Genomic DNA, 24688 nt, shown 5'->3' on the forward strand with positions numbered 1-24688 from the left:
ATGTGGCGGGGTGACCGGATACGTGGCGCTCCTGCGCGGGATCAACGTCGGGGCGACGACCAGGCTCCCGATGCAGGACCTGCGACAGCTGCTGGAGGAGATCGGCGGCACCTGCGTGCGCACCCATCTGCAGAGCGGCAACGCCCTGTTCGAGCACGAACGCGCCGACCCGGCGAAGCTGGCGGACACACTGGAGGCGGCCATCGCCGCCGCGTTCGACGGGCGGAAGGTGCCGTGCATCGTCCGTGAGGCGACCGCGCTCGCCGGGGTCGTCGAGCGCAACCCGTTCGACATGACGGGCGTCGATCCCGCGCGCTTCCTGGTCACCTTCCTGTCCGGGCCGGTCGATCCGGACCGGATCGCCGGTCTCGACCCGGCCGACTTCGCGCCCGACGACTTCCGCCCCGGCGAGCGCGAGATCTACGTGCACTGCCCGGGCGGGGTGCAGAAGACCCGGCTCTCCCACGCGCTGTGGGAGAAGCGTCTGGGCCTGACAGCCACGGCCCGCAACTGGAACACCGTGACCCGCCTGGCGGCGATGGCCGCGGAGTGACGGGGCACAGCCGGCGCGCGCCCCGTCACCCCCTCCCGCTCAGCCCAGGCCCCAGCCCGTCCCGAGCCGGTATGCCGCGCAGAGGTTGACGTCGAGCATGTAGGCGGCCGCCGTGCCGCACTGGGCGGCCCCGCTGCCCGGGTCGACGGGCTGGCCGTGGCCCATGCCCGTGATGCTGTACGTCTCGACGACGGCGGCGCCGGAGGCGTCCTTGTACGTGCGGTGCGGGAAGCCCGCCACGGTGTCGGAGACGTCGGCGGTCTGGTCGGCGCCGTGGACGTCCGTCCACTGCCGTACGAGGTCGTCCATGTTGACGGGCTTGACCGTGTAGTCGGCGGTGCCCTGGAAGACGGTCAGCCGCGGCCACGGGCCCACGTGCCCGGGGAAGGCGGCGCGGACCCGGGCGCCCCACTGCGCGGGGGTCTGCGTCGCGCCGACGTACATGCACACGTACGGCGAACCCGCCGCCTGCGCGCAGCCGTACGGCAGCCCGGCGACCACGCCGCCCGCGGCGTACACGTCGGGGTAGGCCGCCATCATCACCGCGGTCATCGCGCCGCCCGCGGAGAGCCCGGTGACGTACACCCGGGAGGGATCCGCGCCGGTGTCCGCGATCTGACGGTCGGTCATCTGCCGGATGGAGGCGGCCTCACCCTGGCCGCGCGCGATGTCCCCGGTCTGGAACCAGTTGAAGCACTGGCTGAGGTTGTTGGCCGAGGTCTGCCCGGGCAGCACCACGGAGAAGCCCCAGCGGTCCGCCAGAGCGGTCCAGCCGCTCTGGGCGCCGTACCCCTGGGCGTTCTGGGTGCAGCCGTGGAGGGCGACGACGACCGGCCGGCCCTGCGGCAGCCCGGCGGGGACGTAGCGGTACATCCGCAGCGCGCCCGGGTTGCTGCCGAAGCCCGTCACCTCCTCGATCGCGCCGGCGGCGTGGGCGGGACGGACGGGGACGAGCGCGGCAAGGAGCGCCACGAGGACGGCGAGCAGGGCGGCACGCGGGCGGCCCCGGTGGAGTGCGGCTCTGAATAAGGTCATGCGCCGGACGGTAAGAGCGGTGCGACGCCCGCGACATGGCCCGGGGCACCACATCGCGGGCGCCGCGCGTGGTGCCCCGGACCGCTCAGTCCCTCCGGTGCCCGGGCAGCGCCGGGGGCTCGCCGCGGACCTCCCGCCAGTGGTCGAAGACGTACTCCAGGACGCCCTCACCGCTGGTCAGGGCGGGTAGTCGGCGTTCCAGGGCGGGCACCTGCGCCGCGGGGACGTCGCCCTCGACGACGTAGGACGCACCCTGCGGCGCCGAGGTGCGCGGCACCGCGCCCAGCCGGGCGAGGACGGGCAGCACCCGGGCGTAGGCCTGCTCGGGGAGGTCGAGGGTGAAGCGGTGGACCGGCTCGCAGACGACCGTGCCCGCCTGTTCCAGCGCGCGCATCAGCACCACCGGGGTGAGGCCCCGGAAGTCGCCCGCGGTGCTCGACATGCTCTTGTCGAACACCGCGTGCGCGTGGCTCTGCCGCGGGGCGTAACCCGAGTGCGTCATGGTGACCTTGCAGTCGACGACCCGCCAGCCGTACAGGCCGTGCCGCAGCGTCTCGGTGACGGTCTCCTCGACGGCCCGGATGAAGGCGTAGGGCATGGAGCCGAGTTCGACCTCCAGACCGAACGCCACCCCGCTGCCCCTCGGTGCCGGGTCGACGCGCAGTCCCACGGTCGCCAGGAAGGGGTTGGAGCCGGTGTGGATGACCTCGGCGGCCGCACCCGTGCCCACCGGCCGCTCGATGTGGATCGTCGTGGTCTCCTCGAAGGTCACCTCGACGCCGAAGTCGTCGGCCAGCGTCGCCTGCACGACCTCCTTCTGCACCTCCCCGTAGAGGGAGACGGCGATCTCCTGCCGCACGTCGTCCATCCGCAGGTCGATCAGCGGGTCCTGTTCGGCGAGCCGGGTGAGCGCCACGTGCAGCGCGCCCGCGTCCGCCGGCCGCCGGGGCACGACGACCGTCTCCAGCGTGGGCGGCGCGAAGTGCCGGTCCGCGGCGGGGGCCGTACGGTGCGGCTCGCCGATCGCGTCGCCGACGCGGATCCCGTCGAGCCCCCAGAGCCTGCCGATCTGCCCCGCGCAGACCGCATCCCCGGGTGTGTCCACGCCGCGCTCGAACACGCTGACCGCGGTGACCTTGCCCTCCTTCCCGGCGCCGTGCGGCAGGCGGTCCCGTACGCGGACGGTCCCCGAGAACATCCGTACCTGGGCGATCTTCTCCCCCGAGGGGCCTCGTTCGATCTTGAAGACGGTGCCGGAGACCGGGCCGTCCGCGCTTCCCGCGGCGACGGGGAGCAGTTCCGCGATCCCCCGGACCAGGGCGTCCACCCCGGCGCCGGTGACGGCGGAACCGAAGTACACCGGATGGACCAGCGCCCCGCGCGTCTGGGCGGCGAGGGCCGCCCGCAGCCTCGGGTAGGACGGCGCCGTCCCGTCCGCGACGTAGGCGGCCAGGAGCTCCTCGTCCCGCACGGACAGGACGTCCAGCAGCCGGGTGGTGAACCCGGTGTCGTCCGGACCGTACGGCGTGGAGCGCGCGTCCCGGGTGCCGAGGCCCTCGACGCGGCCCATGGCCACGCAGGCCGGGCTGAGCCGCTCCGCGAGGGCGCGCAGCACTTCGGCGTCCCGGGCGCCGGAACGGTCCGTCTTGTTGACGAAGAGCAGGGTGGGGATGCGCAGCCGGCGCAGCGTCCGCATCAGCACGCGGGTCTGCGCCTGTACGCCCTCCACCGCCGACACCACGAGCACGGCGCCGTCGAGGACGCCGAGCGCCCGTTCCACCTCCGCGATGAAGTCCGGGTGGCCGGGGGTGTCGATGAGGTTGACGGTGACGTCGTCGCCGATCGCGAACGAGGCGACGGCGGACCTGATGGTGATGCCCCGTGCCCGTTCCAGGGCCAGGGTGTCGGTCTGGGTGCTGCCGTCGTCGACGCTGCCGAGCGTGTCGATGACGCCGGCGGTGTGCAGCAGCCGCTCGGTCAGGCTGGTCTTCCCGGCGTCAACATGCGCCAGGATCCCGAGGTTGAGCACGTGCATGGAATGCCATGTCCTCCGAATGGGCGATGAATTCGGGCTGGGTGGACATGTGCAGTCCCCGCATGATCACGACTCCCCGGTGGATGGCCTGTGGTCCTGGCAGTGCAGCAGAGGCCGCCGGCCGGGGGCAACCGGATTACCCCCTGCCGCCGGCCGGCCGGCGGCGCCCGGGCGGCTCAGGGGACGAGGACCATGCGGAAGCGCGCGGCGCCGGACATCATGCGGGCGAACGCCTCGTTGACCTCCTCCAGCGGCACCGTCTCGGTCATCGGGCGGATCCCGGCGAGCGCGCTGAAGTTCATCGTGTGCTCGACGTCGCGCGAGGTGCCGGACGGGTGGCCGACGACCGAACGGGACGACAGGATCAGCTGGGCCGGGGTGATCGGCAGCGGCTCGGAGTCGATCCCGATGACGATCAGCTCGCCGCGCGGCTGGAGACCCTCGACACCGGCCGCCATGGCCTGGGAGTTGGAGGCCGTGGCGAGCACCGCGGTGGCCCCGCCGAGGGCCTGGAGTTCCTTGGCCGGGTCGCCGGCGGAACTGTCGATGTAGTGGTGGGCCCCCAGTTCCATGGCCAGGGCCCGCTTGCCCTCGCCTCGCGCCACGGCGACCGTCTCGAAGCCGAACCTGGCGGCGTACTGCACCGCGAGGTGGCCGAGGCCGCCGATGCCGATCACCGCGACGAGGTCGCCGGGCCGGGCGGAGCTCTTCTTGAAGGCGTTGTAGGTGGTGACGCCGGCGCAGCCGAGGGGGGCGGCGTCGACCGCGGTCAGCCCGTCGGGGATCCGGGCCAGCGCGTTGACCGGCGCGACCATGTGCGTGGCGTAGCCGCCCTCGTACGCCCAGCCGGGCACCTGCAGGTTCCGGCAGTCGATGAAGTCGCCCTCGCGGCAGGGCGGGCAGTGCCCGCAGTGCCCGCCGAACCAGCCGACCTCCACGCGGTCGCCGACCGTCCAGTGCCGCACGCCCTCACCGAGGGCGTCGATGCGCCCGGCGACCTCGTGGCCGGCGACCAGGGGGAAGGTGATGTGGGGGAAGGCGTTGTGCACGAAGCCGGCGTCACTGTGGCAGACGCCCGACGCCTCGACGGCGATCCGGACGTGGCCGGGGCCGGGCTCCGGCAGCGCGCGCTCGACGATTTCGAATGGTCCGCCCGGTTCTGCGACCTGGGCCACCCGCATGGAGTTCATGGCCGTCCGGTGTGTGAGGGGTTGCGGCGCGTGGCGCCCTTCCCACCCATCGTGACCCCGGGGGCGTGATTTCTCGCGCCGAGCACCGGTCGCCGGGCCGCCAGGCGGGGAGCGTAGGCTGCGCCCAGCCGACCGAGGGATCACCGTGAAACCACCCGCCGACCTGCTCGACCTCCTGCACCGCCCGAGCCTGTGCTTCCTGGCGACCACCATGCCGGACGGCTCGCCGCAGCTGACCCAGACGTGGGTCGACACGGACGGCGAGCACGTGCTCGTCAACAGCGTCCAGAGCCATGTGAAGACGCGGAACATCGCGCGGGACCCGCGGGTGGCCGTCGCCGTCTCCGATCCGGACGACCCGTCCCGCTACTTCCAGGTCCGCGGGCGCGTGCGCGAGGTGACCACGGAGGGCGCGGCCGACCACATCGAGAAGCTCTCGCACCGGTACACCGGCGGCCCCTACCCCTGGTACGGCGGCCGTGACCAGGTGCGCGTGATCTTCGTGATCGAGGCCGAGAGCATCAGCGGCACGGCGTGACCGCGCGGGTCCGCGACCGCGGCAGGCGGCCGCGGACCCCGGCCCGTTCAGCCCGTGGCGCCGGGCACGCGCTCGATGACCGCGGCCAGGTCCGTCCCGGCCGGGAGGGTGCCGAAGGCCAGGCCCCGGTCGCCGGCCAGGCGGGAGGCGCAGAAGGCGTCCGCGACCGGTGCCGGCGCGTACCGGACGAGCAGCGAACCCTGCAGCACCAGCGCCAGGCGCTCGACCAGACGGCGGGCCCGCAGCGGCGCGTCCTCGGTGGGCACCAGCTCGCCGCGCACCTGGCGCCACGCCTCGTCGAGACGGGCGTCGCCGCCCGAGGCGGCCTCGACCTCGGCGCGGAAGGCCTCGAGGGAGTCCGGCTCACGGGTCAGGGCCCGCAGCACGTCGAGGGCGTTGACGTTGCCCGAGCCCTCCCAGATGCCGTTCAGCGGGGCCTCGCGGTAGAGCCGGGGCATGCCGGACGCCTCGTCGTAGCCGTTGCCGCCCAGGCACTCCAGGGCCTCCGCGACCGCCGCGGGCTGCCGCTTGCACACCCAGTACTTGCCGACCGCGGTGGCCAGCCGCAGGAAGGCCCGCTCCTGCGCGTCCCCACGGCGGGCCCGGTCGACCGCTCCGGCGACGCGCAGCGCGAGGGTGGTGGCGGCCTCGGACTCCAGGCCCAGGTCGGCGATGACGTTGCGCATCAGGGGCTGGTCGACCAGCCGGGCTCCGAACACCGAGCGGTGGCGGACGTGGTGGGCGGCCTGGGCGAGCGCGGCACGGGTGCCGGAGGCGGAGCCGAGGATGCAGTCCAGCCGCGTCATGGTGACCATCTCGATGATGGTCCGTACGCCCTGGCCCTCGGGACCGACCAGCCAGGCCACGGTGTCGTCGAACTCGGGCTCGCTGCTGGCGTTGCTGCGGTTGCCGAGCTTGTCCTTCAGCCGCTGGATGCGGAAGGTGTTGCGGCTGCCGTCCGGCAGCACCCTGGGCACCAGGAAGCAGGACAGGCCCGCGGGGGCCTGGGCCAGCACGAGGAACAGGTCGTTCATGGGCGCGCTGGTGAACCACTTGTGCCCGCGCAGCCGCCAGGTGCCGTCCGGCTGCTCGACGGCGGTGGTGGTGTTGGCCCGCACGTCGGTGCCGCCCTGCTTCTCGGTCATCCCCATGCCCGCCAGGAGCCCGCGCTTGCCGGCGGGGGCGCGCAGTCCGGGGTCGTAGACGCGGCTGGTGAGCAGCGGCTCGTACGCCGCCGCCAGGGCCGGCGCGGCACGCAGCGCGGGGACGACGGCGTAGGTCATGGACACCGGGCAGCCGTGGCCGGCCTCGGCGGTGCTCCACACCATGAAGCCGGCCGCGCGGGCCACGTGCGCGCCGGGCCGGTCGTCGGCCCAGGGCGCGCCGGCCAGGCCCTCGGCGAGGGCGACCTCCATGAGCGCGTGGTAGGAGGGGTGGAAGTCCACCTCGTCGACACGGTTGCCGTACCGGTCGTGGGTGCGCAGCACCGGCTCGTACCGGTTGGCCTCCTCGGCCCAGCGCTGCACCTGCTCCGATCCGGCGAGCCGGCCCAGCCGGTGCAGGTCGTCGAGGTGCCACCCGGCTCCCTCGCGGCGCACGCCCTCCAGCAGCACGACGTCGTCGGCGACGTCGTGGCCGACCAGCGGCGGGGCCTGGTTGGTCACCTCGTGCGTGCGCGCGGTGGGGTTGCTGCGCGGCGCGGCATCTGCGATCGCGGTCATGGCAGTCGGCCCTTCGTGGTCGTGGGGAGTCAGACGGCGGGCGCGGCGCCCGCGCAGCGCAGGGACATCGCCACCAGTTCGGTGACGAGGTGGTCGGCGGCGGCGCCCTCGGCGGGGGCCGACAGCGGGTCCACCAGGACCTCGCCGATGGCCCCGGTCAGCGCCGCCGCGGTGACCTCGGGGTCCTGGGCGGGGAGGAGCCCGGCGGCCATCCCCTCGCGGATCACCTCGGCGAAGACGGCGCGGTAGCGGCGCCGGAAGTCCAGCCGCTCCGCGCCCACGGCCGGTTCCGCGGGGGCCGCGAGCAGGGCGTGGGCCAGTCCCCGGTTCTCCATGGCGCGGCGGGCGAAGACGGTGACCCCCAGGGTCAGCCGCTGCACCGGGTCGCCGGCGCCGTCGCGGAGCACCCCGCCGAGCACCTCGACCTCGCGGCCCGAGGCCCGGCGGAAGACCTCGACCGCGAGCGCGCCCTTGGACGCGAAGTGCTGGTACACCGTGCCCACCGACATGCCGGCCGCGGCCGCCACCGCGGTGACGGAGGCGTTCGCCCAGCCCACGTCGGCGACGACGGCCGTGGCCCGCGCCACCAGGTGCTCCCTGGCGGCGGTCAGGCGGTCCTGCACCGCGGGGGTCTTCCGGTAGGCCATGGCAACAAGTGAAGCACCGTTCAGAGCTTCGAGCCACCCCTCGGCCGGCAGCGCCGCCCGCGGAGCCGGCGGCTCGCGCCGCAGCTCAGGGCAGCCCCGCGACGGGGCCCGCAACTGCGGCCGCACATCGGCGGGTTGCTGTTCGATCCGCCCGTTCCGCCCGCTCCGGGGCCGCTCCGCTCGCCACGTGGTGTGCCGCCGGGAAGACGCGCGATGGATCCCTGCGAAGTAAACCCAAAGATCAGGCCATGTTTTCGGGCTTTCCGGCCAGGATTTGCGAGTCGATGGGCGCCCCATGGGCGTCACGAATTCCGATCATGCTCGCCCCGCACTTCAAGCACCGGTTGTTCTCGGCCACACTTCCTCCATCAGCGCCCGGGCCGGCGCCGCGGCGCGCACCGGCGCCTTGAGGCGGTCGCACCCGGCATTGGACACACCCTCACACTTCGGCAAGATCAAGTAGCGCACCACAGCGGGGAGTTGCCGCCTGCGCGCACGATGGCGCGAAGGCATCCATAGGCGGTCATCGCTCGATGGATCCGGCCTCAAAGCTTGAGCACAAATTACACACATTCACTCTTCATACCGGCGCCGATGGTCTAGATTGACCTTGCTTCAGCCGTTCGGGCACGAGGCGACCATTAATGATCTACAGGTTCGGCGCAACGGATAGCCGGCAGTCGCATACCCGGCGCCAGACGTGGGGGTGATCGGTTCTTGGAGCCCGAGAAGGGGCCTTGGGTGCGGGGAGCCCTGAGGTTTCGACGGGTCCGGCACACCTCGACAGTCCGGCGGAACCGGTAAGTCCGCTTCCGGCAGGGCGGGTTGTTCAAGTGACTCCGAAATAACCGGGAGTTCATGCACGGGAGGCGGGGGCCTCCCGAGGGGGAGGAACGGTGCGGGAGGCGGGGGCCTCCCGGGGGGAGGGACCGTGTTGGGCGAACACGTCGAACCACTGGGGACCTGGGGGGTTCTGTGCGGCATGGGGGACTAGTCAGCCCGTTTCCGTCGGCACGCGAGCATCTGGGGAACGGCGCGATCAGCCGGCCCGCAATCGAATGGGAGCAGCGGTACCGCCGTGCCGTGATCACCAGCGACACGGTGGCCACCGCCTTCGTGGTGGCCGCGATCGGCAGTTTCTTCGGGGTCCGGGACGCGGCCAACTGGCACGAGAAGTGGGGGATCCTCGCCTTCGGCACCGAGTTGCTGGTGCTGGGGACGCTTGCGGTGAGCCGCTCGTGGGCTCCGGCCGTGCTCGGCCAGGGCGCCGAGGAGTTCCGCCGGCTCGGACGCTCACTGTGCACGGCGGCCGTCGTGCTGGCGCTCGGCGGGGTCGCCGTCACCTCGCGCAACATCAAGCTCTGGATCTTCGTCGCGATCCCGGCGATCGCACTCGTCACCATGACCGAGCGGTACCTGCTGCGCCTGTGGCTGCACAAGCAGCGGAAGGAAGGGCGGTGCCTGCGGCCGGTGCTCGCTGCCGGGAGCCCGGCCACCGTGCGCGACCTGATCACCCGGATCCGCAAGTTCCCGCACCTCGGCTGGCAGGTGGAGGCCGTGTGCACGACGGACGCTCCCGGGCTCGACGGTGACCACGTGGACGGGGTGCCGGTCGTCGGCCGGCTGACCGACGTCGCGGGCCACGTCCGCCGCAACGGCTACCGTGTCGTCGCGGTCACACCGGACCCGCACTGGTCACCGGACCGGCTGCAGCGGCTTGCCTGGAACCTCGAGGGCAGCGACGCCGAGATGGTCGTGGCCCCCGTGCTGATGGAGGTGGCCGGCCCGCGGCTGCACGTCGACGCGGTGCTGGGGATACCGCTGCTGCGGCTCAGCATGCCGACCTTCACCGGGGGCCGCCGCGCGGTCAAGGAGGTCGTCGACCGGCTGGGGGCGGCGGTCCTGCTGGTGCTGTTCGCGCCGCTGATGGTGTTCGTCGGGCTGCTCGTGCTGGCGGACAGTCCGGGTGGGGCGTTCTACCGCCAGCGCAGGGTCGGCAAGGACGGACGCGAGTTCACCATCTTCAAGTTCCGCACCATGGTCTCCGGGGCCGACAGGGCACGTGCCGAGCTGGCCGACCGCAACGAGGGCGCCGGCCTGCTGTTCAAGCTCCGCCGGGATCCGCGGGTGACCCGGGTGGGAGCGGTGCTGCGCCGGTACTCGATCGACGAGCTCCCACAGCTCTTCAACGTGCTCACCGGCTCGATGTCGCTCGTCGGTCCGCGGCCTCCGTTGCCGGAGGAGTCCGCCGCGTACGGCCCGGACATCCGGCGGCGGCTGCTGGTCAAGCCCGGGCTCACCGGCCTGTGGCAGATCAGCGGACGCAGCGACCTGCCGTGGGACGAGGCGGTCCGGCTGGACCTGCGGTACGTGGAGGACTGGTCGCTCGCCCTGGACACGGTGATCTTGTGGAAGACGCTCCGTGCGGTGCTCCACGGGCAGGGGGCCTACTGATGCGCGGAGGTCGCCGTCCGGCCGGCGCGAGGATCGCAGGCCGGGAGAGCCTGCCTGGGGGGAGGAACGGGTCATGAGGGTCAGCGTTTTCGGGCTCGGCTACGTGGGCTGCGTGTCGGCCGCGTGCCTGGCCAGCATGGGTCACGAGGTCATCGGGGTGGACGTGAACCCGGTGAAGGTCGACCTGGTCAACGACGGCAAGGCCCCGGTGGTCGAGGAGCGGATCGGCGAGCTCACCGCCGAGGTCGTGCGGACCGGAGCGCTGCGCGCCACCGGCGACGTCCGCGAGGCGATCATGGACAGCGAGGTGTCACTGATCTGCGTGGGCACACCGTCGGAACCCAACGGCAGCCTGTGCACCACGTACTTGGAGCGGGTCACCGAGCAGATCGGCGCCGCGCTGGCCGAGCGGGGCGGACGGCACACCGTCGTGTTCCGCAGCACCATGCTCCCGGGCACCTGCCTGAACCTGCTGGTGCCGATCCTGGAGAAGTACGTCGGCGGCACCGCCGGGGTGGACATCGGGGTCGCGGTCAACCCGGAGTTCCTGCGCGAGGGCACGAGCGTGCGGGACTTCTTCGACCCGCCCAAGACCGTCATCGGCGAGCTCGACCCGGCGAGCGGCGACGTGGTGGCGGCACTGTACGACGGCTTGCCGGGCGAGGTGTTCCGGGTGCCGGTCCCGACGGCCGAGGCGATCAAATACGCGGACAACGCGTTCCACGGCCTCAAGATCGGCTTCGCGAACGAGCTGGGTGCGGTGTGCCAGGCGCTCGGGGTGGACTCGCACCAGGTGATGGACGTGTTCCTGGCCGACCGCAAGCTGAACATCAGCCCCGCCTACCTGCGGCCCGGCTTCGCCTTCGGCGGCTCCTGCCTGCCCAAGGACCTGCGCAGCCTGGTCCACGCCGCGCAGCGGGCCGACGTCTCGGTACCGATCCTCGCCAACGTGCTGACCTCCAACTCCGAACATCTGCAGCGCGCGGTGGAGCTGGTCGAGCGCACCGGCAAGCGCCGGGTGGGCCTGTTCGGGTTGTCCTTCAAACCCGGCACCGACGACCTCCGCGAGAGCCCGCTCGTCGAGCTGGCGGAGAGGCTCTTCGGCAAGGGGTACGACCTGCGCATCCACGACGCCAACGTGAGCCTCTCCCGGCTGATGGGCGCGAACCGCGAGTACATCGAGACCCGGCTGCCGCACCTGGCGCAGCTGCTCGGGGACTCCGTCGGCGAGGTGCTCGAGCACGCCGAGGTGGTCCTGGTCGGGACCAAGGACCCTGCCGTGCTGTCGGCGCTGCCCCATGGCGACGGCCCGGTGATCGTCGACCTCATCCGCCTCCCCGACGCCGAGGCGCGCCGGGCCGAACCGGGGTACATAGGCCTTGCTTGGTGACACGACCAGCGGCGACCGGCCGGACCGGCGCGCGCTGATCCTGGTGGAGAACCTGTCGGTGCCGTTCGACCGGCGGGTGTGGCAGGAGTGCACGACGCTGCGCGACGCGGGCTGGGAGGTGCACGTCATCTGTCCCCGCGGGAGCAAGCGGGACACGGAGCCGGAGGCGGAGATCGACGGGGTGCGGATCCACCGCTACCCGTTGCGCGCGGCCACCGGAGGGCCGGCCGGCTACCTCAGCGAGTACGGATCGGCGTTGTGGCATACGTTCCGCCTGGCCCGCAAGGTCGGCCCGGTCGACGTGGTCCACGCCTGCAACCCGCCCGACCTGCTGTTCCTGCCGGCACTGTGGCTGAAGCGGCGCGGCGCGCGGTTCGTCTTCGACCAGCACGACCTGGTACCCGAGCTGTACCTGTCCCGGTTCGACCGCGGGAAGGACCTCCTCTACCGCGCGGTGTGCGCGCTGGAACGGCGGACCTACCGGGCCGCGGACGTCGTGCTCGCCACGAACGAGAGCTACCGGGACGTCGCGCTGCGCCGTGGCGGCAAGCGGCCGGAGGACGTCTTCGTGGTGCGCAGCGCGCCCGACGTCGACCGTTTCCACCCGGTACCGCCGGAGCCGGAGCTGAAGCGCGGCAAGCCTCATCTGCTGTGCTACCTCGGTGTCATGGGCCCGCAGGACGGCGTCGACTACGCCTTGCGGGCCCTGGCGAAGCTGCGCGACGAGCTCGGGCGGAGCGACTGGCACGCGGTGTTCGTCGGCGCCGGGGACGCCTTCGACGCGATGGTGGAGCTGTCCCGGCGGCTCGGGCTCTCGGACCAGGTGCAGTTCACCGGGCGCATTCCGGACGCCGACCTGGTGCGCTACCTGTCGACCGCGGACGTGTGCCTCTCCCCCGACCCGCGCAATCCGCTCAACGACGTGTCGACCATGAACAAGGTCCTGGAGTACATGGTGATGGGGCGGCCGATCGTCTCGTTCGACCTCCGGGAGGCACGGGTCTCGGCCGGTGACGCGGCCGTCTACGCGCCCGCCAACGACGAGGCCGCATTCGCGGGGCTCATCGCACAGCTGCTGGACGATCCGGAGGAGCGGGCCCGGATGGGCAAGATCGGCCAGGAGCGGATCACCGGGCAGCTCTCCTGGCGCACCTCGCAGCGGTCGCTCCTCGCCGCCTACGCCGCCGCCTGTCGTGACCGGGCTCCGGCGTCGGCGGGCGAACCGGTTCCGACAGAGAAAAGGCCGCCCCGTTGAGCGATGACACGATACGCCTGGCCATGATCGGGCGGATGATCCGTCGGCGCTGGCGGCTGCTCGCCGCCCTCGCCGTGGTGGGCGGGCTCGTCGGCTACGGCGCCTCCTCGCTGTTCCCACCGCGGTACACGACGTCGGCATCGGTACTGCTGCCGGGGGCGTGGGAGGAGCGCGAGCTGCTGACCCAGTCGGAGATCGCGACCAGTTCGGTGGTGCTCGACCGGTCGGCCGCCACGCTCGACTGGGCCGGGGTCGGCGGCGCCGAACTGCGAGACCGGGTGAGCGCCAAGGCCACCGACGGGAACATCATCAAGATCTCGGGCACGGCCGAGACCCCGGAGCGCGCTCAGCGGCTCTCCGACGAGGTGGCCCAGCAGTACGTCACCTTCGCCGCACGGGTCGTGGGCGACACCACCGATCCCGAGGGGTCGGCGAATCCCGAGGCGCTGCGGGAGCTGATGGAGCAGACCAGCCGCCGCATCACCGACCTGGCCAAGGCGGCCGATCCGGGCCGGACCGTGGAGAGCGTGCAGGCCCGCACCGAGCTCGAGAAGTTGCGCACGACGCTGGAGCAGGCCATGGACAAGCTGGACCAGACCGATCCGGCGACCAACAAGGCCAACATGGTCGTCATGGGGGCGGCGGCCCGGCCGATCGGCGAGGCACCACCGACCAGGACGCAGTTCATCGTCACCGGGGCGCTGCTGTTCCTCCTGTTCGCGGTCATCGGTCATCTCGTCGCCGCACGGATGAGTCGCCGACCGCGCACCGAGCCCGAGATCGCCGCGGCGCTGGGCTCGGCGCTGCTGGGTACCGTCGACGTACCTGATGGACGGCGCGCGCACCGGCCGGAAGGCCGTGGCGCGCGGACCCTGATCCGCCGGCTGCTGGGTGTCGACACCCGGTGGGACGTGCCGGCCCTGCACGCGTCCGGTGACGAGGCCAGCAGGAAGATCCGCTACGGCCGGGTGTGCGCTCGTCTCCGGGACCAACTGCCGGCCCCCCGGCGGCTGCTGGTGGTCGTCCCGGACGGTGACGGGACCGCCCGCCGAGCCGCCGAACAACTCGTCGCCGAGGCCGGGAGCGATCCGCTGCTGCGGGTGGTGGGGGTTTCGGTGTCCCGGCCGTTGGTGCCGGACCGCGACACCGAGTCCGGTGTCCTGGTCGTGCTCAGCGCGGGCAGTTGGACGGCAGGGGAGCTCGCCGGCATCGGCGAGGCATGCGCGGACGCCCGCCATCCGGTCGTCGGCATCGTCGTCGCCGGCGGGGTCCGGGACCGTCGGACACGGTCTGCCGCCCCTCCTCCGGATGGCGCCACGCCGGCGATCGCGGTGGGCGTCGACGCGATGGGAGGTTCGGTGTGACGACGAGCACGACTTCGCAGTCGTCGGCAGCCGCTCCGCTGCTGGACCTGCAGGCGCTGGTGGTGGCGGTACGCAGGCGCCGCCGCCTGTGGTGTTCCGTGGCGCTGCTGGGGTTGCTGGCCGGCGCGGGGGCCGCGGTCCTGCTGCCGCCGCAGCCGACCGCGGTGACCACGGTGCTGGTCGCCCACCAGGCGGACCAGCCGAACGACCCCGGAACGCTGATCCGCACCGACGCCGCGCTGCTGGAGACCACGCAGATCGCCGGTGAGGCGCTGCGGTCGCTGAACTCCTCGGAAGACCCGGAACACTTCATGCGGGACTACCGGGGCATCGGTTTGACCAACAACCTGCTGCAGATCAACGTGACGGGTGACAGCGACGCGGAGGCCGTGGCCCGTGCCAAGGCACTGGCCGACGCCTTCGTCGCCGACCATGTCAAGCGGATACAGAAGGCCGCGAACGCCGAGGCCAAGACCCTGCTCGACCAGCGTGACCGCATGCGGGACGAACTCGCCCGGGTCAACAAGTCGATCGGCGAAGGGCCGCCGGAGAGCGACCCGAACGCGTCGGCGAACCTCGAGTCGCTCTTCGCCCGCCGGGCCGAACTCACCTCGCGCATCGCCGATTTCGACCAGCGCGCCGCGGAAGCGGGCATCGGCACGCCCCAGCTCATCGCCGGCACGCAGATCGTGGACGCCCCGCGCACGGTGCAGCACTCCCTGCCCAAGGCCGCTGCCACCAACTCCGCGATCGGACTCGGCCTCGGGCTCGTGCTCGGGCTCGCGCTGGCCGCGGTCGGCGCGGTGGTGGCGGACCGCCCCGTGCTGCGCCGGGAGATCGCGGCGAACCTGGGCGCCTCGGTCATAGCGGAACTGCGCCGCACGCCCCGCCGCCGGTCGGCCGGGCGGTGGCAGCGCCGACGGACCCGGGCGGCACGCGAACGGCTCACCGCGACCCTGGCCCGCACCGTACGCGGCGCCGCGGAACCGGTGTCGCTGCTGGAACTGGGCTGCGCACGCGGCGCGAGCGTGATCGCCCTGGACCTCGCCGGCGCACTGGCGGCGGAGGAGCCCGTAGTGATCATCGACGGTCTGCCCGGCCGGCACCTCGCCGACCGCCGCCGGAAGCCGGGAGACCCGCCCGTGGTCGGCGGCGAGCGTGCCGCGACCGTCTCGCACGAGGTGCGCCGGCTCGGCGTCGGCTCGGTCGCGCCCGGCACGGCGTGGACCGACCTCCAGTACCTCGGCACCCAGACGGTGCTCGTCGTGCGTGCCGGGCACGGCAGCGCCGCATGGCTGCACACCGTGGCGCGGCAGCTCGCGGACCTGCGCATCCCGGTGATCGGTGTGGTGCTGATCGACCCCGATCCGCGTGACCGGACCGACGGCACGCTGTGGGACGGGCTGCACACCGCGCTGCGCGGCCACAACGAGCGGCTGGCCCGGCAGAGCGGGACGGGCCAGCCGCGGCCGAAGCAGCCGTCGTGGGCCGCACGGGTCCCGGACAGCGACCAGGAGGCGCGCTAGACATGTGTGGCATCGCAGGCACCTACCGATGGCCGGACGGGAAGGCCGTGGCCGACCGGCTCACCGACACCCTCGCCCACCGCGGTCCGGACGGGGCGGGCCGGTACGGCCATCCCGTCGGTGACGGCGAAGTGCACCTCGGGCACCGCCGGCTGGCCATCATCGACCTGTCCGAGACCGGCGCCCAGCCGATGGTCTCGGACGGCCTGGTCCTGACGTACAACGGCGAGCTGTACAACGCGCCCGAGCTGCGTGCCGAGCTGGCGGCCGCCGGGGTGCGCTTCCGCGGTACCTCCGACACCGAGGTCCTGCTGGAGGCCTGGCGGCGCTGGGGCACGGACTGCCTGCCCCGGCTGCGCGGCATGTTCGCGTTCGGGATCTTCGACGAGCGAACCGGCGAACTGGTGCTCGCCCGCGACCAGCTCGGCGTCAAGCCGCTGTTCCTGCTCCGGCGCGGCGAGGGTCTGGTGTTCGCCTCCGAGCTCAAGGCGCTCGCCGCCGTGACCGGCGGGTCGCTGCAGGTGGACCCTGCGGCGCTGGTGGCCTCGCTGCTGTACTACTGGGTGCCGGACTCGCGGTGCGCGTTCCGCGAAGCGGAGAAGCTGCCGCCGGGGACCTGGCTGCGGTGCCGGCCCGACGGCCGCGTGGAGCGCGGCCGGTTCTGGAACCTGAAGGACGTCGCCGCCGAGGGACGGGAGCGGGCCCTGAGCGGCGAGCAGCCGGACATCGCCGCCGTCGTCGAGGAGTCGACCCGGCGCCACCTGCTCTCCGACGTACCCGTGGCGACCTTCCTGTCCGGCGGGCTGGACTCGAGCTACCTGACCGCGCTGGCCGCCCGCGACCGCCCCGGGATCTCCGCTTACACGATCGGGTTCCGCGCCGAGGACGCCAGGTTCGAGGCGATGCCGGACGACCTGCGCTACGCCCGGCAGGTGGCCGAGCGGTTCGGCGTCGACCTGCACGAGATCGAGATCGCTCCGAACGTGCTCGACCTGCTGCCGCGGATGACCCACCACCTGGACGAGCCGATCGGCGACCCCGCCGCGATCAACACGTTCCTGATCTGCTCGGCCGCCCGGGAGGCCGGGGTCAAGGTGATGCTCTCGGGGATGGGCGCCGACGAGCTGTTCGCCGGTTACCGCAAGCACCTGGCCAACGTGATCGCGCTGCGCTACCAGCGCGTCCCGCGGTCCGTGCGGCGCGGTCTGTCCAGGGCCGTGGACCGGCTGCCGGTCGCAACGGCCCGCCGGGGGTACCGGTCGGTGCGCTTCGCGAAGCGGTTCCTGTCCTTCGCCGATCTGCCGGAGGAGACCGCGTTCCGGCGCAGCTACACCATGTACGACCAGGAAGAGCTGCTCGCCCTGGTCGATCCGGACCTGGCCGGGGCGGTCGAGGACGTGCTGACCGAGCACGCGGACGTCTACCAGGACAACGACCTGGACGACTTCGTCAACCGCATGTGCCTGGGCGACGCCCGGATGTTCCTGCCGGGCCTGAACCTCACCTACACGGACCGGTCGAGCATGGCCGCCTCGACCGAGGTGCGGGTGCCGTACGTGGACGTCGAGGTGGTCAGGGCGGCGTTCGCCGTGCCCGGCGACCGCAAGATCGTCGGACGGCAGGGCAAGGCCGTCCTCAAGGAGGCGGCCACCTCGATCCTGCCCCGGGAGATCGTGTACCGGCCCAAGGGCCTGTTCAGCGCCCCGCTGCGCGCGTGGATGAGCCGGGACCTGGCACCGCTGGTGCGCGAGGTGGTGAACGACGGCGTGCTCGTCAGTTCCGGGTTCCTGCGCCGCGACGCGCTGGCCCGCATGGTCGCCGAGGACGCCGCCGGACAGCGGGACTTCTCCAAGCATCTGTGGCATGTACTGACCCTCGAGTACTGGTACCGCGACGCGACCTCCGGGTCCGGCCAGGACGCTCGCTCGGCGGCGTAGAAGACGGCGTAGAAACAAGGGGACTTCGGGTGAAGCAGGTTGTGCAGAACTACAAGAGCGGCGAGCTGGCGGTGCTCGACGTGCCGGAGCCGGGGTGCAAGCCGGGCGGTGTGCTGGTCAGGACCGCCTACTCGCTGATCTCCACCGGGACCGAGCTCATGAAGGTGTCCGAGGCGGGCATGTCGATGCTGGGCAAGGCCCGCTCGCGACCGGACCAGGTGGCCAAGGTCATGCAGAGCGTGGCCACCAACGGGGTGCCCGCCACCTACCGCAAGGTGATGGGCAAGCTGGACTCCTACACCCCGCTGGGCTACTCGCTGTGCGGGGTGGTCGAGCAGGTCGGCAGCGGGATCGACGACGTGAAGGTCGGCGACCTCGTGGCCTGCGCCGGTAACGAGCACGCGCTGCACGCCGAGCTGAACTGGGTTCCCAGGAACCTCTACAGCCCGGTGCCGGACGGCCTCGCGCCGCGGCACGCGGCCTTCGGCACCGTCGGGTCGATCGCGATGCAGGGCGTCCGCCAAGGCGAGCCGCAGCTCGGCGAGGTGGCGCTGGTCATCGGCCTCGGGCTGATCGGGCAGCTGGTGGTGCAGCTCCTGACCGCCTCGGGGGTGCGCGTCGTCGGGGTCGACCCCGACCCGGTGCGCTGCGATCTCGCCGAGCGCCTGGGCGCCGCGGCCTGCGGCGATCCCTCGTCCGCGGCCGTGGAAGCCGCCGTCGCCGAACTCACCGGCGGTCACGGGGTGGACCAGGTGTACCTGGCCGCCGGCGGCGGCAGCAACCAGCCCGTCGAGCTGGCCGCGCGGCTGAGCCGGGACCGCGGCCGGGTCGTCGACATCGGCAAGTGCCGTCTGGACCTGCCGTGGAACGCGTACTACGAGAAGGAGCTCGACGTCCGGTTCTCCCGCTCCTACGGTCCCGGGCGCTACGACCCGGAGTACGAGCTCGAGGGGCGGGACTACCCGATCGGCTACGTGCGCTGGACCGAGCGCCGCAACCTGGCCTGCTTCCTCGATCTCCTCGCCCGCGGCGCCGTCGACGTGGAGCCCCTGGTCTCCCACGTCGCCGACTTCGATGACGCCGTCGAGACGTACCGGAGCCTGAAGGACGGCGACCTGAAGGCCGTGGCCGTGCTGTTCCGCTACCCAGAACACGCGGGAGAGGCGCAGGCCCCGGAGGTGGCCGTGCCCGCGGTGCGACGCGAGGCAGGAGTCCCCACCCCGGCCCGGTCCGCCACGACGCCGGTGCGGCTCGCGTTCGTCGGTGCGGGGAACTACGCGACGTCGATGCTGCTGCCGCACCTGGCACAGCGCGACGGCGTCGAGCTGTCCACGGTCGTCACCACGACGGCGCTGTCCGCGGCCAACGCGCAGCGGAAGTTCGGCTTCGCGCAGGCCACCACCGATCTCGACGCCGTCCTCGGCGACACGTCCATCGACGCGGTGTTCGTCGTCACCCGGCACAGCTCGCACGCCGAACTGACCCGGAGGGCGCTGCTGGCCGGCAAGACGGTGTTCGTGGAGAAGCCGTTGGCACTCACCGAGGACGAGCTGGCGGGCGTGCTCGCGGCGGTCGAGGAATCCGGCAACGACCGGCTGCAGGTGGGCTTCAACCGCCGGTTCGCGCCGCTGCTGCAGGACGCCAAGAAGCGGTTCGGCGCCCGGACCGGTCCGGCGAGCCTGCGCTACCTGGTCAACGCGGGCCGGCTGCAGCACGGGAGCTGGTACCTCCAGCAGGGCACCGAGGGCTCGCGCTTCGCCGGCGAGGGCGGGCACTTCATCGACACGGCGAGCTGGCTGCTCGACGCCGACCCGGTGTCGGTGTACGCGGTCGCCACCTCCGGCAACGAGGACCTGCAGGTCATGCTGCACTACCCGGACGGGTCCACCGCCACCATCAGCTACGTCACCACCGGTGCGCCCGGCTTCCCCAAGGAGACGCTGGACCTCGTCGCGGACGGCAGGGTGCTGCGGCTCGACGACTTCGTCCGTGCCTCGGTCTACGGCCGCAAGCGGTGGGTCAGTTCGCGGCTGCCCAAGGCCCGGGACAAGGGCCAGTCCGCCGAGCTTGCCGCGTTCGTCAAGGCCGTGCGGACCGGCGGACCGATGCCGGTGCCGCTGGAGTCGCTGGTCGCCACCACGGCGGCCACCCTCGCCGTGCAGGCCGGCCTGGCCGGCGGCGCGCCGGTGACGTTGGCGAGGGCGCGATGACCATGACCGCGGGCTGGTACCTGCGGCGGCTGTCCCGGATGGGACCGCGTGAGGTCGGCGGCCGGGTGGGCGACGCGGTGCGCAGACGGCGGTGGCGGTCGGCGCTGCCCGACGGCCCGGGCGTGACCGGCGCCCGGTTCACCGCGGTCCTGCCCGCCGGGACGATCGCCGCGGTGCCACCGGACGCGGCGAAGCGGCTCATCGCCCAGGCGGACCGGCTGATGGACGGGCACGCCGAGTTCTTCGGGGTGGAACGCGACGACCTCGCCGACCCGGACTGGTGGTACGACCCGAAGACCGGGCTCCGGGCCCCGGCGGGTTACGCCTTCGACGTGCCGTACCGGAACGAGGACGCGGTCGGGGACATCAAGCAGATCTGGGAGCCTTCCCGGCACCAGTACCTGACCGTGCTCGCCGTCGCCTACGCGATCACCGGGAACGACCGGTACGCCGAGCGGGTGGCCGAGCACCTGCGGTCGTGGTGGGCGGCCAACCCGCCGCTGCGCTCGGTGCACTGGATCAGCGGCATCGAGCTGGGCATCCGGCTGCTGTCCTGGGTGTGGATCCGCCGGCTGCTCGACGGCTGGCCGGGCGCGGCCGGGCTGTTCGAGGACAACCCTGTGGCGCTCCGGCAGATCTGGCACCACCAGCGCTGGCTGGCCGCCTTCCCCAGCCGGGGGTCCTCTGCGAACAACCACGTCATCGCCGAGGCCGCCGGGCAGCTCGCCGCGGCCTGCGCGTTCGGGTGGTTCCCCGCCTCGGCGCGCTGGCGGGCCGGCGCGGTGCGGTCGCTGGAACGGCACCTGCGGAACAACACCTTCGAGTCCGGCCTCAACCGCGAGCTGGCCACCGAGTACCACGGACTCGTGCTGGAGCTCGGCCTGGCCGCGGTGGCCGAGGCGGACGCCGCCGGCGTGCCGGTCCCCGCGTCGATCCGGCTGGTATTGCTGCGGATGACCGACGCGCTCGCGGCCGTCGTGGACAGCCGGCTGCGGCCGCCGCGTCAGGGGGACGCGGACGACGGCCACGGTCTGGTCGTGGACGGCGCGGGCACCGACCGCTGGGCCTCGCTGCTGGCGACCGGGGAGGCCGTGTTCGGCCGGCTGGCCTGGTGGCCTGCGGTGACCGGCGCCGACGTACGCACCCCGCTGCTGGCCGCGCTCATCCGGCCCGGCGCACCGGCCGCGACCCGCCCGGCAAGCCGACCGGACCACCTCGCCGACGCGGGGCTCACGATCCTGCGCGGTCCGGGGGAGATCTGGTGCCGCTGCGACGGTGGTCCGCACGGCTTCCTGTCCATCGCCGCGCACGCCCACGCGGACGCGCTGTCCGTCGAGGTCCGGCACGACGGGGTCGACGTGCTCGCCGACCCCGGGACGTTCTGCTACCACGGGCAGCCCGAGTGGCGGCGGTACTTCCGCTCGACCCTCGGCCACAACACCCTGCAGCTGGACGGCGGCGACCAGTCCGTCTCCGGGGGCCCGTTCCTGTGGACCCGGCACGCCCGCAGCCGCGTCCTGGTCGCGGACACGTCGGGCGCCTCGGAAGGGGGGACGGTCCGCTGGTGCGCGGAGCACGACGGTTACCAGCGCTCCGTGCACCGCCGCCGGGTGGAGCTGACCGCCGCGAGCCGGGAGCTGCGGGTGGTCGACGAGGTGCGCGGCCCGCGCCGGGTCGTGCAGTTGGCGTTCCACCTCGGCCCGGCGATCGCCGCGGACCTGGTGGGGAACCGGGCGGTGCTCACCTGGACCCGGGACGGCGAGGACCGCTCCGCGGTGCTCGACCTGCCCGGGCAACTGCGCTGGCGGGCACATCGCGGGGAGAGCGACCCGCCCCTGGGCTGGTACTCCGCCGGCTTCGGGCGCAAGGAACCCGCCACGACGCTGGTCGGCACCGGCTCCGCGGACAGCACCGGCTCCGCGGACGGCACGGAGCTGTCCGGGGAGTTCACCACCGTACTCACGTTCCGCGGCTAGGGGGACGCGTGGGATTCAAGTGGAGGCACAGGGCGTGGCCGGCGGCACCGCTGGCACTGGCCCTGCTGGCGGCGACCGCCTGTACGAGCACGCCGGACGACGCCCGGGCGGAGCCGACGCGTGCGCCCTCCACGTCCGGAGCGCCCTCCACGTCCGTGGCCCGGGTGTGCGCCAAGCCCGCGGCCGGGCCGGCGAAAGCGCCGGCGGGCGCGGTGACGGTCGACCCCGGGGTGGTCGGCGACCTGGCCGAGAAGACCGAGAACAGCCCTCCGGGCACCACATTCTGGCTTCGACCGGGCACACACACGCTCGACAAGGGCCGCTACGCCCAGGTCATCGCCAAGAAGGGGAACCGCTACCTCGGCGCGCCGGGCGCGGTGCTCGACGGCCGGAAGACCAACAACTACGCGTTCAGCGGCACTGCCCCCGACGTCACCATCAGCCATCTGACCGTGCAGCGTTTCGTCGCGCCGCACGACGAAGGCGTGGTCAACCACGACATGGCCGACGGTTGGGTGATCGAGCACGCGACGATCCAGAACAACTCCGGCGCCGGGCTGATGGCCGGTGCCCGCCAACAGGTCCGGGCCAATTGCCTGCGCGACAACGGGCAATACGGAATGAACGCGTACAAGACCGGGGACACCATCCGCGACCTGGTGGTCGAGGGCAACGAGATCGTGGGCAACAACACCGACGACTGGGAGAAGCAGCGGCCCGGCTGCGGCTGCACCGGTGGCATCAAGTTCTGGGCCGTCAACGGCGCCGAAGTCCGCGGCAACTGGGTGCACGACAACCGCGGCGCCGGGTTGTGGGCGGACAACAACAACAACGACTTCCGCATCGAGAACAACCTGCTCGAGGCCAACGACGGTGCCGCGCTGATCTACGAGACCAGCTACAACGCGGTCATCCGGAACAATACGATCCGGCGGAACAACTGGGTCGAGGGCCGCACGTCCGCTGAGGCCGGCGACAGCTTCCCGTTCGCGACCATCTACCTGTCCGAGTCCGGCGGCGAGCCACGGATCCGGGCCCGCACGGACAAGATCGAAATCTATCGGAACGTCCTGACGGACAACTGGTCCGGGATCACCCTGTGGGAGAACGCCGACCGGTTCTGCAACAGCCCGGCCAACACCTCGGCCGGTGAATGCACCTTGCTGGTGCCGGACATCGACCGCTGCGCGCGTCCGGCGATCGCCACCGCACCGCTCTACGACGACTGCCGGTGGAAGACCCAGCGGGTGGACATCCACGACAACCGCTTCATGCTGGACGCGTCCGTCGTCGGGTGCACGGTGCAGTGCGGCCGCATGGCGGTGCTGTCCAACTACGGCACCTATCCGGACTGGTCGCCGTACCACGGCGATCGGGTGGCCGAGGCGATCACCAACAAGCAGCACAACCGCTGGCACGACAACGTCTACGTCGGGCCGTGGAGCTTCGTCGTCCACGACCCGAGCCGGACGCTCGACGTCCTGCAGTGGCAGGGCACGCCGTACCGGCAGGACACGGGCAGTACCTTCCGCCCACGGGCCGGTGGTTGAGATGGGCGGGGACATGACGCCCGGTCGGCCGCCGGGCGGACCGGCCGCGGCGGGCACGCGGCCCGGCGCCGAACCGCACCCTTCCGGCACGCCGAAGACCGTCGGGGTGGTCTGGGGGCTGCTGGTCCTCAACACGCTCGGCTCCGCCGGGGCGAAGACCATCGTCCCGCTGCCCCGCTCCCTCATCCAGATGGCCACCATGGGTGCGCTGGTCGCCGCGTTCGCGCTGGCGCTCACGCTCAATCTCCGGCTGCGCATCCGGCCCAGCGCCTTCGTGCTCCTGCTCACCCTGCTGCTGGTGCCGAGCGTGATCTCCAGCGCGGACCTGGAGTCAGGGTTCGGCGCGCTGTTCCGCTGCGCCCGGCTCGCTCTCTTCGTCGGCACACTGTGGCTGCTCAGCCGCTGGTGGGACGGCAGCCTGACGTTCGTCCGGTACCACATCCGGATGTACTTCGCGGTGCTCGCGTTGGTGATGGCCGGCCTGGTCATCTCCCCGGGTGCGGCCATGCCCGAGCTCTACGGCGGGCGACTGGTCGGCGCGTTGTGGCCGCTCACGCCGCCGCAGATCGGGCAGTACGCCGCGGTGATCATCGGGCTCACCGTGCTGCTCCTGATCGGCCGCCGGACCGACAGGGCAGGCGCGGCGGTGATCATCGTGCCGTCACTCGTCCTGCTCGCGTTGACCCATACGCGGACGGCCACGGCCGGCCTGCTCCTCGGGTTGGCGTTGGCGATCGGCTCGCTCGTCCTGACCAGCGCCGCCGCCCGCCGGTTCTTCGCCTGGGCGGTGCTGTGCGTCACGGTGGCCGCGGTGGGGTTCGCCTCCGCGCTACGGGCGTGGTTCCTGCGTGGACAGAGCCAGGAGAACTTCACCAGTCTCACCGGTCGGGCCAAGGTCTGGGACGCCCTGCTGGCAGCGCCCCGGACGACCGCGGAGAAGTTGTTCGGCACGGGTCTGGGCGACAAGTCGTTCGGCGGGCTGCCGATCGACAACAGCTGGCTGGCCGTTTACAACGAGCAGGGTCTGATCGGCGTCACCCTCGTGGCGGCCTTCATCCTCGTGCTGGGCGGTGTCGCGTTGCTGCGGCCACCGTCGCTGCCGAGGGCCTGCGCGATCTTCCTGATCAGCTACGTCGCGATCTCGTCGTACACCGAGGCCGGGCTGGGCGACGCCTCGCCGTACCTGCTGCATCTGGCCCTGGCCGCCTCGCTGCTGGCGGCACCTGCCGCGGCCACGCCCCTGACGACGCCCGCTGTCCCCCGGCGACGTATCCCGCGCTGGGCGCGGGATCGGGAGGTGACCTGAC

The 24688-nt window shown here is 72.5% G+C and carries 17 protein-coding genes; 12 read left to right on the top strand and 5 right to left on the bottom strand.

Going from position 1 to position 24688, the window contains the following annotated elements:
* Positions 1-10 precede the first annotated feature (10 nt).
* Complete coding sequence (locus tag PV410_RS01950; RefSeq protein WP_500321861.1) at positions 11-553, top strand: DUF1697 domain-containing protein; 543 nt, start codon at positions 11-13, stop codon at positions 551-553.
* A 39-nt stretch (positions 554-592) separates the two neighbouring features.
* On the opposite strand, the gene PV410_RS01955 is transcribed toward PV410_RS01950, so the two are convergent.
* From PV410_RS01955 to PV410_RS01965, 3 genes are all read right to left on the bottom strand, one after another.
* A complete protein-coding gene (locus PV410_RS01955) occupies positions 593-1588 on the bottom strand; it encodes an extracellular catalytic domain type 1 short-chain-length polyhydroxyalkanoate depolymerase (RefSeq protein WP_500321862.1) in 996 nt (331 codons plus the stop codon).
* Between the two features lie 85 nt (positions 1589-1673).
* Positions 1674-3623, bottom strand: coding sequence for a GTP-binding protein (locus PV410_RS01960; RefSeq protein WP_500321863.1), 1950 nt, complete (start codon positions 3621-3623; stop codon positions 1674-1676).
* A 176-nt stretch (positions 3624-3799) separates the two neighbouring features.
* Positions 3800-4813 carry an alcohol dehydrogenase gene (locus PV410_RS01965; protein WP_500321864.1) on the bottom strand — a complete coding sequence of 338 codons (1014 nt, stop codon included), beginning with the start codon at positions 4811-4813 and terminating at the stop codon, positions 3800-3802.
* Between the two features lie 145 nt (positions 4814-4958).
* Here PV410_RS01965 and PV410_RS01970 point away from each other — a divergent pair, with 145 nt between their 5' ends.
* On the top strand, positions 4959-5351 hold the full coding sequence (locus PV410_RS01970) for a PPOX class F420-dependent oxidoreductase (RefSeq protein WP_500321865.1): 393 nt from the start codon (positions 4959-4961) through the stop codon (positions 5349-5351).
* Positions 5352-5398: 47 nt separating this feature from the next.
* Here the strand turns inward: PV410_RS01970 and PV410_RS01975 are convergent, their stop codons facing one another.
* Both PV410_RS01975 and PV410_RS01980 read right to left on the bottom strand, forming a co-directional pair.
* Positions 5399-7072: an acyl-CoA dehydrogenase family protein gene (locus PV410_RS01975; RefSeq protein ID WP_500321866.1), complete on the bottom strand. Its 1674-nt coding sequence runs from the start codon at positions 7070-7072 to the stop codon at positions 5399-5401.
* 29 nt (positions 7073-7101) lie between these two features.
* Positions 7102-7719 carry a TetR family transcriptional regulator gene (locus PV410_RS01980; RefSeq protein ID WP_500321867.1) on the bottom strand — a complete coding sequence of 206 codons (618 nt, stop codon included), beginning with the start codon at positions 7717-7719 and terminating at the stop codon, positions 7102-7104.
* A gap of 975 nt (positions 7720-8694) precedes the next feature.
* On the opposite strand from PV410_RS01980, the gene PV410_RS01985 reads away from it, so the two are divergent.
* From PV410_RS01985 to PV410_RS02030, 10 genes are all read left to right on the top strand, one after another.
* On the top strand, positions 8695-10173 hold the full coding sequence (locus tag PV410_RS01985) for a sugar transferase (protein WP_500321869.1): 1479 nt from the start codon (positions 8695-8697) through the stop codon (positions 10171-10173).
* A gap of 73 nt (positions 10174-10246) precedes the next feature.
* Positions 10247-11563 carry a nucleotide sugar dehydrogenase gene (locus PV410_RS01990; protein WP_500321871.1) on the top strand — a complete coding sequence of 439 codons (1317 nt, stop codon included), beginning with the start codon at positions 10247-10249 and terminating at the stop codon, positions 11561-11563.
* Positions 11553-12818 carry a glycosyltransferase family 4 protein gene (locus PV410_RS01995; RefSeq protein WP_500321873.1) on the top strand — a complete coding sequence of 422 codons (1266 nt, stop codon included), beginning with the start codon at positions 11553-11555 and terminating at the stop codon, positions 12816-12818. Before PV410_RS01990 ends, PV410_RS01995 begins: the two co-directional genes overlap by 11 nt.
* A complete protein-coding gene (locus PV410_RS02000) occupies positions 12815-14182 on the top strand; it encodes a YveK family protein (RefSeq protein WP_500321874.1) in 1368 nt (455 codons plus the stop codon). Before PV410_RS01995 ends, PV410_RS02000 begins: the two co-directional genes overlap by 4 nt.
* The gene (locus PV410_RS02005) at positions 14179-15708 is read left to right on the top strand and encodes a Wzz/FepE/Etk N-terminal domain-containing protein (RefSeq protein ID WP_500321875.1); all 1530 of its coding nucleotides are present in this window, start codon (positions 14179-14181) and stop codon (positions 15706-15708) included. The genes PV410_RS02000 and PV410_RS02005 overlap by 4 nt, the downstream gene beginning before the upstream one ends.
* A 2-nt stretch (positions 15709-15710) precedes the next feature.
* Entirely contained in the window at positions 15711-17645 is a 1935-nt protein-coding gene (gene asnB / locus PV410_RS02010; protein WP_500321876.1) for an asparagine synthase (glutamine-hydrolyzing), read from the top strand.
* Positions 17646-17674: 29 nt separating this feature from the next.
* Positions 17675-19855 (top strand): bi-domain-containing oxidoreductase, encoded by a 2181-nt coding sequence (locus tag PV410_RS02015; protein ID WP_500321877.1) that lies wholly within the window; start codon positions 17675-17677, stop codon positions 19853-19855.
* The gene (locus PV410_RS02020) at positions 19852-21831 is read left to right on the top strand and encodes an alginate lyase family protein (protein ID WP_500321878.1); all 1980 of its coding nucleotides are present in this window, start codon (positions 19852-19854) and stop codon (positions 21829-21831) included. Before PV410_RS02015 ends, PV410_RS02020 begins: the two co-directional genes overlap by 4 nt.
* An 8-nt stretch (positions 21832-21839) precedes the next feature.
* The gene (locus PV410_RS02025) at positions 21840-23381 is read left to right on the top strand and encodes a right-handed parallel beta-helix repeat-containing protein (RefSeq protein WP_500321880.1); all 1542 of its coding nucleotides are present in this window, start codon (positions 21840-21842) and stop codon (positions 23379-23381) included.
* 1 nt (position 23382) lies between these two features.
* Positions 23383-24687, top strand: a complete 1305-nt coding sequence (locus tag PV410_RS02030; RefSeq protein WP_500321882.1) for an O-antigen ligase domain-containing protein — start codon at positions 23383-23385, stop codon at positions 24685-24687.
* Position 24688: the final 1 nt, after the last annotated feature.

It is taken from the genome of Streptomyces sp. PA03-5A (genome assembly GCF_033792725.1).
GTDB lineage: Bacteria > Actinomycetota > Actinomycetes > Streptomycetales > Streptomycetaceae > Actinacidiphila.

Bases quoted from the DNA above. Each gene is read 5' to 3' on its own strand.
- PV410_RS01960 (WP_500321863.1), bottom strand. From the start codon at position 3,623: ATGCACGTGCTCAACCTCGGGATCCTGGCGCATGTTGACGCCGGGAAG.
- PV410_RS01955 (WP_500321862.1), bottom strand. From the start codon at position 1,588: ATGACCTTATTCAGAGCCGCACTCCACCGGGGCCGCCCGCGTGCCGCC.
- PV410_RS02020 (WP_500321878.1), top strand. From the start codon at position 19,852: ATGACCATGACCGCGGGCTGGTACCTGCGGCGGCTGTCCCGGATGGGA.
- PV410_RS01965 (WP_500321864.1), bottom strand. From the start codon at position 4,813: ATGAACTCCATGCGGGTGGCCCAGGTCGCAGAACCGGGCGGACCATTC.
- PV410_RS02030 (WP_500321882.1), top strand. From the start codon at position 23,383: ATGGGCGGGGACATGACGCCCGGTCGGCCGCCGGGCGGACCGGCCGCG.
- PV410_RS01975 (WP_500321866.1), bottom strand. From the start codon at position 7,072: ATGACCGCGATCGCAGATGCCGCGCCGCGCAGCAACCCCACCGCGCGC.
- asnB (WP_500321876.1), top strand. From the start codon at position 15,711: ATGTGTGGCATCGCAGGCACCTACCGATGGCCGGACGGGAAGGCCGTG.
- PV410_RS01980 (WP_500321867.1), bottom strand. From the start codon at position 7,719: ATGGCCTACCGGAAGACCCCCGCGGTGCAGGACCGCCTGACCGCCGCC.
- PV410_RS01990 (WP_500321871.1), top strand. From the start codon at position 10,247: ATGAGGGTCAGCGTTTTCGGGCTCGGCTACGTGGGCTGCGTGTCGGCC.